Raw genomic sequence first — 13757 nt, 5'->3', positions numbered from 1 at the left:
GCGAAAGGCGCGAGATCGACGCTGGCGAACCCCTCTCCCCGTTTTTCACTGGGAGAGGGTAAGGGTGAGGGGCAGCACAGAGCTTCGGGGGAGACGGGGCTGCCAGCGTCGCGGCCTGCCTCACGCATTCCACAGCCCCTTCTTCTTCAGCTCCTCCATCTCCCGCGCCGCGCGCTCGCGCAGCCTCGCGTCGCGCAGCAGCTTGTTCACCGCCGCGTCGTCGGAGCGGTCGGAGTAGCGGAACTCGCTGTCGGCGTAGCGGTTGATCTCCTGCATCACCATGTCCATGTCGAACGGCCCGCGCAGGTCCTCGATCATCGCTTTCTTGTCGTCATAGGGCTTGTGCATGAAGGCTTCGGGCTTCTCGAACCAGTCGTCGGGCAGTTCGATGTCCATGGCGCGCATCTTGATGGCGTCGGTGACGTTCTTGATGGCGCGGCCGGTGAAGCGCGGCTCGGCCTCCTTGATCATGTGAAGATAGGCGCCGACGTCGGCCATGGTCCTAGGCTGGCCCTTCTCTTTCATGAAACGCTCGTAGACCTTGCTCAGCCCCTCCTCGTGCGGCTTTGAGTGGCTCTCGTAGGTATCGCTCACCGCCCGCTGGATCTCCTGCGCGGCGTACAGCTTGTGGTCGCCGAGTTCGATCTTGTGGTTCTTGCCGGCGAGAAGGACAAAAATGTCGATGTAGTCGTCGCGGGTTTGCGGCCCGTCGACCAGCCAGCGGGCGCCGGCGCGCTGGCGCAGCGCGTCGTCGACATTCTCCGGATAGTTGGAGAACATGCCGAAGGTCGAGTTGCCGCGCACGACAGTCGAGGCGCCGCCGAAGGCGTCCATCAGCACGCCGGTGATCTCCTGCTGGCCGGCCGAGGCGCGGTCGTCGGAACGCTTGGCCGCCACCTGGTCGATGTCGTCGACGGTGCCGAAGCCGATGGCGCGCGGATTGAGCACGTTGTCGATGAAGGCGCGGCAGTTCTGGCCTGATTTGCCCTGGTAGGACGAGATCTGGTCGACGCCGAAATTCTCGTAGTGGAAGGGATAACCGGCGACCTGGGCGTAGCCGCTGACGAGGCCGGCGATCATCTGGATCAGCGTCGTCTTGCCGGTGCCGGGCGCGCCGTCGCCGATGAAGGTGAACAGGAAGCCGCCGAGTTCGACGAAGGGATTCATCTGGCGGTCGAAATCGTAGGCCATCAGCATCTTGGCGAGCTTGACCGACTGGTATTTGGCGATGTGGTTGCCGACGACTTCGTCCGGCTTCTTGAAGGTCATCACCAGCGGCTTCGAACGCTTGCCGGGCGCTACGTCGAAGCCGTCGAGCGTAAAATCGTCGGCGTCGATGCGGATATGCGCGTCCTCGAAGCTGCCCAGACCGTCGAAACGGCCCTTTCGCGTCAGCAGCCCTTCTATCGCGGCGCGGGCGAAGGTGCGGGCGCGCAGGGCGAGGTCCGCGTCGGCCGTGGTTCCGGCAAGCGCGCCGTCGAGGCCTGCAATCATCGACTTCAGCGCGTCCTGCGGCGTGTCGAACAGGAAATCCGGCTCGCGCACGTCGTTGGGCGCTTCGCCGTCAGCGTCGATCAACTGCAGAAGGTAGGAGGCGAAGGAGAAGGCAGAGACATAGGCCGAGGCCGAGAGCAGTTTGCGGAAGCGCGTGGCATCGTCGCCTTCGAGCGGCGCGCGGGCGTTCTTGGCGTGCAGGCTTTCGAGCTCGCCGGCGCGGGCAAAGACGTCCGATACGGCCAGCGCGATGGCGATGCCGCGCCGCGCGCGGTAGAGCAGCGTGTGCTGCGGGATCGACAGCAGCTGATCGTCGGGGCGAACCGACGCGACGGTCTTCGACAGCTCGACCTCGCGCGTCTTGCGCACGGAGCCAGCCTGGACGGTCGAGACGAAGCGGCGTCCGGTGCCGGCGAGCGGCGTCGAGGACTGGCCGGACGTATCCTCCAGCACGACGATGCGGGTGATCATCGACTGCGCGGTTGCGCGGTGCTTTTCGATATCGGCTTCGGGGATGGTGGTCAGGCCGGTGTCCATGATCACGTCCTTGTCGGGTCGGGGGCAGGGGTGTCCCGTGCCTGGCGGGCGGCGGCGAGATAAATGTCCAGCGTCTGGTCGAGCCTGCGGAACAGCAGATCCATGAAGTCGGCATCGCCAGCGTCCCCTTGTGCCACTGCGAGCGCTGCGATGTAGGCCGGCCGATCTTCCGGACGAACCGCGATGGGCGGATAACCGGCACGAGCCAGGATCAGATTCATCAGAAGGCGGGCAGCCCGGCCATTGCCGTCGTTGAACGGATGGATGCCGACCAGCCTCAGATGGGCCTCGAAGGCCGAAGCGGGTTCGTCCGGCGCCTTCGCCAGCCAGTCGCAGAACATCGCGACGAGCGCGGGCACCTCTATCGGCGCGGGAAAATTGAAGACGCCTCTATCCGTGTTCACGAAGCGCGGCCGATCGGCATAGCGGCCGGCGATGCCCGGAGCGGACTGCGCCGTCGCCAGCCTGTGCAGACTGCGCACGTCTGCTTCCCGGATCGGCGTTTCCTTCTGCCGTCCAATCTCCAGCGCCCAAGCAAGCGCCTTCGCGTGGTCGACCGCTTCGAGATGGTCCTTGAGCGGCTTGCCGCTGACGGTGATGCCTTTTTCGAGGATGAGCGCCGTCTCGCCCGCCGTCAGCGTGTTTCCCTCGATGGCGTTTGAGGTGAAGGTGATGTCGATGCGCTGGGCGCGGTCGAGACTGTCAAGCGCGTCCGGCTTCAGGCCGACGCGCAGGGCGTCGATTTCCCACTTCTTGGCGAGCACGACATCGGCGAGCGTCATGGCGAGGGCTCCGCCGCCCGGCCCATGCCGGTGAGCCGCGTCGAGGACTCAGGGATGATGGTCAGGCCTGCGTCCATAGTCCCCTCCTCGTTGGGTTAGCTGCCACGACGGAGAAATCCAGAAGTCAGATTGACGGCGTACACGAGAAAGAGAACCGACAGATAGATTGCCGTAAATGTTGCAATTGCATCAACGGAGTCGCCAACACCGCCGACTTTCATGCCCAAGCGAAGTCCGGTCAGGTGCGCGTAGACGGTCAGGATCAATGCCGTCGAGGCTATCCCGGAGATCGCAGGCAGCAAGCTGGCCGTAAGCCTGTCCGGCAAAATGTCCGCTCCAAGCCCGGCTGACATGACGGTCGCACCGGAAATCAAATAAGCTGTTGAATCGGGAATGAACTGATCAAGAAAAATCGCCGTCAGCCAGACGGCAAGGTTCAGCAGGGCAATGGCTGTCGCCCGATTTGAACTGACGTACCCTGCAAGCCCGCGGGGCTTCGAGAGATGTGATCCCTCATACATCTGAAATTACCTGTCCCTTCGACAGGATGTGGACCTTGTAGCCGAGGAAGATTTTTTGCGCCTCGCCGGCCGCGTAGAGCGCCTGGTAGGCCTCGTGCGGGATGAGCGCATGCTTCTCGTAGCTCGATACGCCCTGTCGCGCGGCTTCGAGGTCGTCGGTGTCGATGTGGAACTCCTCGGTCGACTTCTCGCTGGAGAACAGCCCCTTGCGGCCGGGCTTCTCGGCCTTGGAATAGATTTCCTGGACCGTCCAGGTGAGCAGCCAGGCGTTTTCGGCCTTGCGCACCTTGGAGAGAACCTCCGAGACCGCCGAATTGTGCTCGGTGATCCCGGCCGAATAGAACGGCCCGAGCACGACGCGCCGCAACTGCTTGGGGTGGAGCGTCGCGAAATCCTTGTCGAGATTGCCGGCGATGGTGGCCGGCGACAGCGTGTAGGCGGAATTCTTCTCGGTGAAATCGTCGAAGCGATGCGCGAGTTCGGGATTGAGCAGGCCGTCGACGGGCAGCGGTATGTCGACTTTCTCGCTCAGCTTGCCGTCCTCGCCGACAAGCTGGCGGATCATGGCCTCCGAGGAATCCTCGACCGTCGCCATGTAGATCAGAGGCAGGTTGGCTGTGCCGTCGAAGCTCGCCCAGTGCACGAGATAGAATGGCCTGTTGGTCTTCGGGTTGACCGAGACCTTGACGGTTTTGGCAAGCGTGAACGGGCCGAAGATATCGCCGTCCTTGACGTCCTCTAGATAGAGCCGTTCGGCCATCGACTTCTGCAGCGCTGCGGGGAATTCCTTGTGGCGCAGGATGAAATCGGCCATCTCGCCGCGCAGGTCGTCGGGCGCCGGAAGATTGGCCAGGCGCTGCCCGGCCTGGCGGCGGTCGTTCTCCAGTTCGAGCAGGTTCTGGAAGACCGGGAAGCCGCTTTCGGCGCGCGAGATGCGGAAGCTGTCGACGAAGCCCAGCCGGTTGCGCCAGCAGGCGAAGGAGGCCTCCAGCCGGGCGATGTATTCGGCAACCACCTTGGCGACGATGCCGTGCCGGTAGAGCGGCGAGCGGTCGTCGCGCATGAAAATTCCAAGACCGTTGAGCGCCGCCGCGATGGCGTCGAAATAGCGGACGGCGGGATCGTCGGCCGGCGCGGTCATGGGCAAGCGTTCCGGGCGGTCTGTCACGCCGCGCGCTTAAGCCTGCACGTAGTCCGAGGCGTTGTGCTTGCGCATCACCTCGTCGAAGCGGCGCGCGAAGGCCTCGTCGGCGAGCTTCTTGCGGCGCTGGATGTCGGCGGTCGACACCATGTTCTTCTCGTGCAGTTCGAGCAGGTCGCCGATGTGCTTCTGCGCCGCGGCGCCGATGCCGGCCATCGTCTCCTCGGCGGTGTTGTCGACCTTGGAACCCAGCGTGTTGATCTTGTGCGCGACCTCCTGTTGGGCCGCCGTCTTCAAACTATCCTCCAGCGCCTTGTAGAGCACGATGCGCTGCTCGGTATCGATCGAGAGCTTGTTGATCAGCGTGTTCTGAGCGGCGATCTGGTTGTTGAGCGAATCGACGAAGGTCTGGAACATCGACGTGTAGCGTTCCAGCGTCTGGCTCTCGGCGAGCAGTTCCTGCTCCTTGGCCTGCTTCTCGTTGTATTCGGTGGCGAGCTTGGAGCGCTCGCCCTCGAGCTCAGTGCGCTGCGTCTGGTCGGTCGAGGCGGCGATCTTGTTTTCGATGTCGAGCAGCATCGGGTTCAGTTCCTCGATGCGCTTCTGCACGCCGGTGAGGTTCTCGATGGTCGCCTTGCGGCGCTCGATGACCTGGCCGAGGCTGGTCTCGGATGTCGCGTAGCGCTGCTCGAGCACCTGTTTCTGCGCCTTGAGGATGCCGACGATGGTGTCGGACTTCGACAGGAGCTCCTGCAGATTGCCTGCGAGCGACATGTTGCGGACGCGCTCGGTGCGCATGCGCTGCTTGGACTCGGCCGAGAAGATGCCGATGAAGCTTTCCCAGCCGGTGAAGCTCTTCATGTTCTCGAATTCGGCGCCGAAGACGTTGGTGGCGTCCTCCAGGCCGATGATCAGGTCGGCGATGTTGCCTTCCATCACCTTCTGCTGCCGGATCACGTCCTCGATGCGGGCGTTCTCGATGTCGAAATCGGAGGCCCCGATCTTGGCGTCGGTCGTGGCGAATTTGTCGAGCACGCTGCCGGACTGCTCGATCTTGGAGCGCATCTCCTCCACGACCTTCTTGGTCTTGGCAATCTCGGCATCGAAGTTCTGCAGTGTCGCCATAGTAGGTTTCTCCCGGCTTCGCGTGACGCGTGCGGAATATATGAGGCGCGGATAGCGATTGAAAGACGCCAACGCAGGGGCCGGGCCGATTCCCGGGGTTCCCGCCGCCAATTCCAGCGGTTCCCGCTCATGGGCCGCGGCCATTCTGTCGCAAATATCATGCCGATGTCGCTGGCGGATCACTCGGCGGCGCGGGCCGCAGCGTCATCTCGCTTGAAACCGCGTGAAAATGATGTTTGGCTTGCCGATCAGGGGCAAAGCGGCGAAGACCGCTCTGTTCGGGCAAGAATATCAACGGGAGAACAATTCATGTCGCGTTTCAAGTCGTTCGCAGCCGGCCTCGGGCTTGCTGCCATGGTCTCGTCGGGGGCCTACGCGGCCGATCCGGAAAGCTGCAAGGCGGTCAAGTTCGCCGATGTCGGCTGGACCGACATCACGGCCACCACCGCAACCGCGTCGGTGATCCTCTCGGCGCTGGGCTATGCGCCCGAGACGCAGGTGCTGTCGGTGCCGGTCACCTACACGTCGCTGAAGAGCAAGGACATCGACGTCTTCCTGGGCAACTGGATGCCGACCATGGAAGCCGACATCAAGCCCTATCTCGACGACAAGTCGGTCGAGACGATCCAGACCAACCTCGAAGGCGCGAAATACACGCTCGCCGTGCCGAAGCACACCTATGACGCCGGCCTCAAGGACTTCGCCGACATCGCCAAGTTCAAGGACAAGCTCGACAACAAGATCTACGGCATCGAGGCCGGCAATGACGGCAACCGGCTGATCCTCGACATGATCACGGCCAACAAATTCGGCCTCGAAGGCTTCGAGCTGGTGGAAAGCTCGGAGGCCGGCATGCTGTCGGCGGTGCAGAAGGCGGCCGGCTCCAAGGAAGACGTGGTGTTCCTCGGCTGGGAGCCGCATCCGATGAACGCCAACGTCGAAATGGCCTATCTGTCGGGCGGCGACGAGGTGTTCGGCCCGAACTTCGGCGGCGCCACCGTGCACACCAATGTGCGCGCCGGCTATGTCGGCGAATGTCCGAACGTCGGCAAGTTCATCTCCAACCTGGTCTTCTCGCTGGAGATGGAGAACGAGATCATGGGCGCGATCCTCAACGACGGCGCCGATCCGCAGGCTGCCGCCACGGCATGGCTGAAGGCGCATCCCGACGTCGTCACGCCGTGGCTCGCCGGCGTCACCACCTTCGACGGCGGCGACGCGGCCGCGGCGGTGAAGACGGCCCTCGGTTCTTGACCGGTCGCGCAAGCGACCCGACCTGACTGGCGGCGGCCGATCCCTCCGGACGGCCGCCGTTTTTGCGAGAAGACGCCGTTCATGACGGTTCGGCGACAACAGGCGTAAGAGTTTCCACCAGGAGGGGATGCCGTGGATCCGATATCCGAACTCGTCAGAAGCGCGAAAATCCCCATAGGCCGCTGGGGTAAGTCCTTCTTCGACTTCCTGACGACGAATTTCGAATGGTTCTTCGATTCCATCGCCGACGGCGTCACCTTCTTCCTCGACGGTTTGATCGATCTCCTGCTCTGGTTCCCGCCCGTCATCCTCGTCGCGCTGATCGCGGCGCTCGCCTGGCGGCTACAGAAATCCTGGAAGCTCGCGCTCGCCGTCGCGCTCGGGCTGCTGTTCATCGTCAACCAGGGTCTCTGGAAGGAGACGGTCGAGACGATCGTGCTGGTGGTCGGAGCGGCTGCCGCCTCGATGGCGATCGGGGTTCCCGTCGGCATCTGGGCGGCCCACAGCCCGCGCGCCTGGGCATGGCTCAATCCGGTGCTCGACCTCATGCAGACCATGCCGACCTTCGTCTATCTGATCCCGGTGCTGATCCTGTTCGGGCTCGGCATTGCGCCCGGCCTGATCGTCACCGTCATCTTCGCCGCCCCCGCGCCGATCCGTCTCACCTATCTCGGCATCACCTCGGTGCCCAAACCCATGCTCGAGGCGGGCGAATCCTTCGGCGCTACGAAGCGGCAACTGCTCTGGAAGGTCGAACTGCCCGCCGCGCTGCCCACCATCATGGCGGGCCTGACGCAGTGCATCATGCTGTGCCTGTCGATGGTGGTGATCGCCGCCCTGATCGGCGCCAACGGCCTCGGCAAGCCGGTGGTGAGGGCGCTGAACTCGGTCAACATCCCGCTCGGCCTCGAAGCGGGGCTGGCCATCGTGGTGCTCGCCATCATTCTCGACCGGATGTCCCGGGTGAAGGTCGGAGGCGGACAATGAACGCCGTTGAATTCCGCAACGTCGACATCGTTTTCGGCGACGACACGCGCGAGGCGCTCTCCATGCTCGACCGCGGCGCCGACCGCGCCGAAATCCTGAAGGCGACCGGCAACGTGCTTGGCTGCGCCGGCGCCAGCCTCACCGTCGAGGAAGGCGAGATCTCCGTGCTGATGGGGTTGTCCGGCTCCGGCAAGTCGACGCTGCTGCGCGCCGTCAACGGCCTCAACAAAGTGACGCGCGGCGAGGTGGTGGTGCACGACAAGGGCTGGTCGGCCGATGTCGTCACCTGTTCGCAGACCGAACTGCGCAAGATCCGCCGCGAGTGCGTGGCGATGGTGTTCCAGCAATTCGCGCTCTTACCCTGGCGCACCGTCGAGGAAAATGTCGGTTTCGGCCTGGAACTGGCGGGCGTGCCGGACGCGGAGCGCAAGGAGCGCGTGGCGCGCCAGCTCAAGCTCGTCGGTCTCGACCAGTGGGCTAGGAAATACGCGCATGAGCTGTCGGGCGGCATGCAGCAGCGTGTCGGCCTGGCGCGCGCCTTCGCAACGGAAGCGCCCATCCTCCTGATGGACGAGCCGTTCTCCGCGCTCGATCCCCTGATCCGCACCAAGCTGCAGGACGAACTCCTGCAGCTTCAGGCGACGCTGAAGAAGACGATCATCTTCGTCAGCCACGACCTGGAGGAGGCGCTGAAGATCGGCACCCACATCACCATCATGGAGGGCGGGCGCATCGTGCAGACCGGCACGCCGGAAGACATCGTGCTCAGGCCCGCCAACGACTATGTACGCGACTTCATCGCCAATGTGAATCCGCTGTCGGTGCTGACCGCATGGAACGTCATGCGCGACCGCCGCGACCTCGAACCGGCTGGCGACGGCTGGATCTGGCTCGACCGGCGCCAGACGACGCGCTTCAAGATCGCGGCCGACGGCACGGTGGCGGCCGCCGAACGCGAGGGCAAGCCGTCGGTCTGGGTGTCGTGCGACGACGTGGAGACCTTGCCCGAAGACGCCCCGCACGTGTTCTGGGCGCGTCCGGGAACTTCGCTCAAGACTGTCATGCTCGCCATGCACCGCTCGCAGACAGCGCCGGTCGCACTGTTCGACGACCAGTCGCGGTTTGTCGGCGCGATCGGGGTCAGGGATGTGCTGAGCGCAGTGTTGAGGCGGTAGCCGCTTCGGCCGCAATGTCCGGAAGCTTCGACCTCGACCGCTTCATGCACGCGCAGGGGCCGGTCATGGCGCAGGTACGCGCCGAGCTGAAGGCCGGCCGCAAGACCACGCACTGGATGTGGTTCGTATTTCCGCAACTGGCTGGGCTGGGTTCCAGCCACTATGCGCAGTTATACGCCATATCTTCGCTCGACGAGGCCAAGGCCTATCTTGCGCATCCGGTCCTCGGCCCGCGCCTGATCGAATGCACCGGTCTCGTCAACGTTGTCGACGGCCGGACGGCGCACGACATCTTCGGCAGCCCGGACGATTTGAAGTTCCATTCGTCGATGACGCTGTTTGCGCTGGCGGTTCCCGATGAACCGGCCTTCGGGGCAGCCCTGAGCAAATATTTCGGCGGGAAGCGCGATAGCCGTACGCTGGATTTGCTGGGCCGGACGTGAATGAAAATTTCGCCGGTCGCCCGACAACTCATTGATCGCATTCGATCAAAAAAATAGTTGGCCCGATTCTGCCAACACCCCCGAAAGCTCCCTTATGCTTGTCCTCAGTTTCTCCTGCGGGAACGCCGATCATGACGGTGGTTTGCGGGGAGGGACCGGCGCTCGGGTGAAGCGGCTAACGTGGCCGTGGAGGTCGGGGGTCTCCCGGAGTTCCCAAGACTCCCCGCGCGCAAGCGACGGGGACCAGGCGTGGGTATGTCCCTGGCGCTGGCCGTACTTTGAAACTGCCGGCTGCACATGATCTTCCGAGGCGTTCGTATTTTCGGACAGGTCATAGCCGGTGTGTGTTGAGTTGGGGAATGGGAGGGCCAAAAAACGCCGGCGGGGCGCGGGAAGCTGCGCCATTGAAATTAGTCTGAGAGGCTCGGCCACCGCGCCCCGCTTCCCGACTACCCATGACGCCCGACTGGCGAAGCCGGGTCGGATAGCGAGTCATGGGCAACAAGAACCACTGCAATGGCCAGACCGGCAACGGGGCGTGGCGACAAAGAGGCATGCTTGGCCGCGAGCGAAAGGAACCAGGCGTGGCGATGAAACCAACCGTAAATTGTAAGCTGGCATCTGGACTTACGGAAACACGGCCATATTTGCTATGATTCAGAACCTCGCCTTTCTCGGACGTAGAGAGCATCGCTTGGCAGCGCAGACCGGTTCCGTACGAGATCACAGTGGTTTCACGCTCTGGGCGGCGGCCGGCCTGATTGTCGTCCTGTTCCTGCTGTTCATTGCCGTGCTTTCGCTGTCCATCGTCAGGGAATGGCGCGACACTCAGAAGCGGGCGGAAGATCAGGCGCTGGCGGGTTCCCAGGTGGTCGCCACCAATGCGCGGTGGGTCGTCGAACTGTCGCGGCAGGCGCTGGGCCGCATCGACGAGGCGCTCGGTCCCGACATCGAGGCAAACGCCGAGGCGACATCGGTGCTCATCCGCGAAGCAATCGAGACGCTGCCCGGCAACGTGAAATCCTACGTCGTGGCGGCGGACGGCCGCACTCTGTTTTCCACCGACCCGAACATTCGGCCGATCGACGTGCGCGACCGGCCCTATTTTTCGGCATTGGCCAACGGTGACTCCTGGTATTTCTCGCCGCTCCTGGTCAGCCGCCTCGACGGATCCCAGATCTTCGTCGTCAGCAAGCGGCTGATGCGCGGCGGACAGTTCGTCGGCGCGGCCATCATTTCCTTCGACGTGCTCCTTCTCGAACAGACCTGGCAATCGCTTGGCCTCGATGCGCTCTCGACCATCAGCCTGATCCGCGGCGACGGGCAGCTCGTCGCGCGCTATCCGCTGGCCGACGGGCCGCTCGACCTCAGCAAATACGTGCTGTTCACCGAATATCTGCCTGCCAACGATGTCGGCGCCTATCCGGCCACGTCGCCGGCGGACGGCGTCACCCGCATTGTGGCCTACAGGCGTGTCGGGGGCACGCCCTACGTCGCACTGGCCGCGATCAGCACGGAGAGTGCCTTCGCGCTGTTCCGGCGAAATACGCTCATCACGCTGTTTTTCGCTTTGCCTACGGCGCTCGCGCTGGCCGGGGCCACGGCTTGGATCATCAGGCTGCTCAGGCGCGACCAGCGCCGCCGGGAACAGCTGTCCGAGGCGCTCGAGCTCAACAGCCTGCTGGTCAAGGACACGCATCACAGGGTGAAGAACAATTTGCAGGCCATCATGTCGATGGTCAGGATGCACACGCTGCCGGATCAGTTGAAGACCGACCTGCAGAGCCGCATCTCGGCGATGTCGGCCGTTCACGAACACCTCTATCGCCTGGACCAGTTCGCGGAAGTCGACGCCGCCACGCTCGTTCCGGGGATCGTCGAGCCGCTGCGGGAAGCATTCGCCCTGCCCGTCGAGGTGAGCTACGACATCGATCCGCTCGTGCTCGACCGCGATCGCGCGACGCCGCTGGCGCTGCTGGTCAGCGAAGTCGTCACCAATGCGCTCAAATACGCGTTCCCCGACGGGAGGGAGGGCCGGATCGCCATCAGCCTCAAGCAACAGGGTAGCGGCGACATAAGGCTGACTGTGGCCGACGACGGCGTCGGCTTCGACACGACCAAAGCCTCGAACGGGCTCGGCAGCCGCCTTATCCGTGCGATGCTGGTACAACTGGACGGCACATCGCGCTACGAAGTCGAGGGCGGGACGCGGTTCGAGGCGACATTGTCGCCGCGTGCCGTCAACCGCCCGCAGCAAGCAACACAATCCGGCGCGGCCTTGGCTTCGGCCCAGCCGGCCTGACGGCGGTGGATTGCGCCGCATAGTCGTGCGAAAATGCGGCGCGACAGCCGATGCGAGTGCGACGCCGATATCCGATACCGTTACCCAGCCGCGCATAAAGCCCGCGCTCAAGACCGAGCGGCCGAAGCTGCACAAGGTCATCCTGCTCAACGACGATTTCACGCCGCGCGAATTCGTGGTGACGGTGCTGAAGGCGGAGTTCCATGTCGGCGAGGATCTTGCGCACAAGATCATGATCACCGCGCACCGGCGCGGCGTCTGCGTGGTCGCGGTGTTCACCAAGGACGTCGCCGAAACCAAGGCCACGCGTGCGACGGAAGCCGGCAAGGCCAAGGGCTATCCGCTGACGTTCACGACGGAGCCGGAGGAATAGAGCGGTTGAAGGAAAAGCGCAGAACGGCTATTCGCGCGGAATTGCGCGAAGAAAGGCTCACTCGCCGCGCGGAAAACGCTGCGCTTCTTCGAGCACGTTGAGGTCCATGTGATTGCGCATGTAGCGCTCGGAGGCGCGCTGCAGCGGCTGGTGGTCCCACGGATAATAGGCGCCGTTGCGCAGCGCCTCGTAGACGACATGGCGGCGGGCCTGGCTGGCGCGCACGTCGGCGTCGAAGCGGGCGAGATCCCAGCGCGTCTTCGCCGATCGGGTCATGGCATCGAGCACCGCGGCGTGACCCGGATCGGCGGCGAGGTTGTTCAGTTCGCGCGGGTCGCTTTCGAGGTCGAAAAGAAGCGGTTCGTCGTGCTCGCAAAGCGCCAGCTTGAAGCGGCCGTCGCGCAAGGCGACCATCGGAGCGACCGATCCCTCGGCGGCATATTCCATCGGCACCGGGCCTCGCTCCGCCTTGCCCGCGGCGACGCCGACAAGGCTGACGCCGTCGGTCCATGGCAGCACAGCGCCGAGATCGACGCCGGCAAGCTCGGCAAGGGTGGGCACGACATCGAGCGTCGAGACGGGCGTTTCGATACGGCCGGGCTTCATGCCGGCAGCCGCGATCATCAGCGGCACGCGGGCGGACCCCTCGAAAAAGCTCATCTTGAACCACATGCCGCGCTCGCCCAGCATGTCGCCGTGGTCGGACAGGAAGACGACGATCGTGTCCTCGTCCTGGCGGGTGCGCTTCAGCACGTCGAGGATCTCGCCGATCTTCTCATCGACATAGGAGATGCTGGCGAAATAGGCGCGGCGCGAGCGGCGCACGTCCTCGCCGGCGATCGGGTAGTTCGCGTAGTCGCTGGCCAGCATCAGGCGTTTCGAATGCGCGTCCTGTTCGTCGAAGGGGATAGGCTCGACGGCGGGGTCGAGTTCCCCGCAGTCGGCATAGAGGTCCCAATGCGCCTTGCGGGCGACATAGGGGTCGTGCGGGTGGGTGAACGATACGGTCAGGCACCAGGGGCGCGCATCATGGCCGCGCGCCAGGTCGTAGAGCTTGCGCGTCGCGTGGTAGGTCACCTCGTCGTCATATTCGAGCTGGTTGGTGATCTCGGCGACGCCGGAGCCCAAGACCGAGCCGAGATTGTGGTACCACCAGTCGATGCGCTCGCCGGGGCACGTGTAGTCGGGCGTCCAGCCGAAATCGGCCGGGTAGATGTCAGTGGTGAGGCGCTCCTCGTAGCCGTGCAGCTGGTCAGGCCCAACGAAATGCATCTTGCCCGACAGCGCGGTCTGATAGCCGGCGCGGCGAAGATGATGCGCATAGGTCGGAATGTCGGACGCAAACTCGGCGGCGTTGTCGTAGACGCGCGTGCGCGACGGCAGTTGCCCAGACATGAAGGACGCGCGGGCAGGTGCACACAGCGGGCTCGCCGTATAGGTATTGGCAAAGCGTGCCGAGCGGGCGGCGAGCGCGGCGAGATTTGGCGCATGAAGGAAACTCGCCGGCCCATCCGGAAACAGCGTCCCGTTCAGCTGGTCGACCATCAGGATCAGGATGTTCGGACGCTTCATGTGGCACTCGGGCCGGATGGGGCGGGCAGCTAAGGATGACCGCCCCGCCGT

At 64.1% G+C, this 13757-nt stretch carries 12 protein-coding genes; 6 read left to right on the top strand and 6 right to left on the bottom strand.

Annotated features, from left to right (window positions below; genetic code table 11):
• Positions 1–120: 120 nt before the first annotated feature.
• From ABLE71_RS20235 to ABLE71_RS20215, 5 genes are all read right to left on the bottom strand, one after another.
• Positions 121–2031 carry an AAA family ATPase gene (locus ABLE71_RS20235; RefSeq protein ID WP_348785285.1) on the bottom strand — a complete coding sequence of 637 codons (1911 nt, stop codon included), beginning with the start codon at positions 2029–2031 and terminating at the stop codon, positions 121–123.
• A 2-nt stretch (positions 2032–2033) separates the two neighbouring features.
• Positions 2034–2813, bottom strand: a complete 780-nt coding sequence (locus ABLE71_RS20230; protein WP_348785284.1) for a Fic family protein — start codon at positions 2811–2813, stop codon at positions 2034–2036.
• A 95-nt stretch (positions 2814–2908) separates the two neighbouring features.
• Complete coding sequence (locus ABLE71_RS20225; RefSeq protein WP_348785283.1) at positions 2909–3334, bottom strand: hypothetical protein; 426 nt, start codon at positions 3332–3334, stop codon at positions 2909–2911.
• Positions 3327–4475 (bottom strand): hypothetical protein, encoded by a 1149-nt coding sequence (locus tag ABLE71_RS20220; protein WP_348785282.1) that lies wholly within the window; start codon positions 4473–4475, stop codon positions 3327–3329. Before ABLE71_RS20220 ends, ABLE71_RS20225 begins: the two co-directional genes overlap by 8 nt.
• A 36-nt stretch (positions 4476–4511) precedes the next feature.
• Positions 4512–5600: a hypothetical protein gene (locus ABLE71_RS20215; RefSeq protein ID WP_348785281.1), complete on the bottom strand. Its 1089-nt coding sequence runs from the start codon at positions 5598–5600 to the stop codon at positions 4512–4514.
• A gap of 309 nt (positions 5601–5909) precedes the next feature.
• On the opposite strand from ABLE71_RS20215, the gene ABLE71_RS20210 reads away from it, so the two are divergent.
• The 6 genes from ABLE71_RS20210 to clpS all read left to right on the top strand — a co-directional run bounded on the left by ABLE71_RS20210 (position 5910) and on the right by clpS (position 12134).
• Positions 5910–6854, top strand: coding sequence for a choline ABC transporter substrate-binding protein (locus tag ABLE71_RS20210; RefSeq protein ID WP_348785280.1), 945 nt, complete (start codon positions 5910–5912; stop codon positions 6852–6854).
• Between the two features lie 132 nt (positions 6855–6986).
• Positions 6987–7841 carry a choline ABC transporter permease subunit gene (gene choW, locus ABLE71_RS20205; protein ID WP_348785279.1) on the top strand — a complete coding sequence of 285 codons (855 nt, stop codon included), beginning with the start codon at positions 6987–6989 and terminating at the stop codon, positions 7839–7841.
• Positions 7838–9016, top strand: a complete 1179-nt coding sequence (gene choV / locus ABLE71_RS20200; protein ID WP_348785278.1) for a choline ABC transporter ATP-binding protein — start codon at positions 7838–7840, stop codon at positions 9014–9016. Before choW ends, choV begins: the two co-directional genes overlap by 4 nt.
• Before the next feature lie 14 nt (positions 9017–9030).
• The gene (locus ABLE71_RS20195) at positions 9031–9459 is read left to right on the top strand and encodes a DUF1810 domain-containing protein (RefSeq protein WP_348785277.1); all 429 of its coding nucleotides are present in this window, start codon (positions 9031–9033) and stop codon (positions 9457–9459) included.
• Between the two features lie 694 nt (positions 9460–10153).
• Entirely contained in the window at positions 10154–11761 is a 1608-nt protein-coding gene (locus tag ABLE71_RS20190) for a histidine kinase dimerization/phosphoacceptor domain -containing protein (protein WP_348785276.1), read from the top strand.
• Between the two features lie 67 nt (positions 11762–11828).
• Positions 11829–12134, top strand: a complete 306-nt coding sequence (gene clpS / locus ABLE71_RS20185) for an ATP-dependent Clp protease adapter ClpS (RefSeq protein ID WP_348785586.1) — start codon at positions 11829–11831, stop codon at positions 12132–12134.
• A gap of 57 nt (positions 12135–12191) precedes the next feature.
• Here the strand turns inward: clpS and betC are convergent, their stop codons facing one another.
• Positions 12192–13706: a choline-sulfatase gene (gene betC / locus ABLE71_RS20180; protein ID WP_348785275.1), complete on the bottom strand. Its 1515-nt coding sequence runs from the start codon at positions 13704–13706 to the stop codon at positions 12192–12194.
• Positions 13707–13757 lie beyond the last annotated feature (51 nt).

The sequence above is a fragment of the Mesorhizobium sp. KR9-304 genome (assembly GCF_040049215.1).
GTDB lineage: Bacteria > Pseudomonadota > Alphaproteobacteria > Rhizobiales > Rhizobiaceae > Mesorhizobium_K.
Note: the sequence above shows the minus strand (reverse complement) of the source record. Positions and strands in the feature narration are given on the sequence as shown.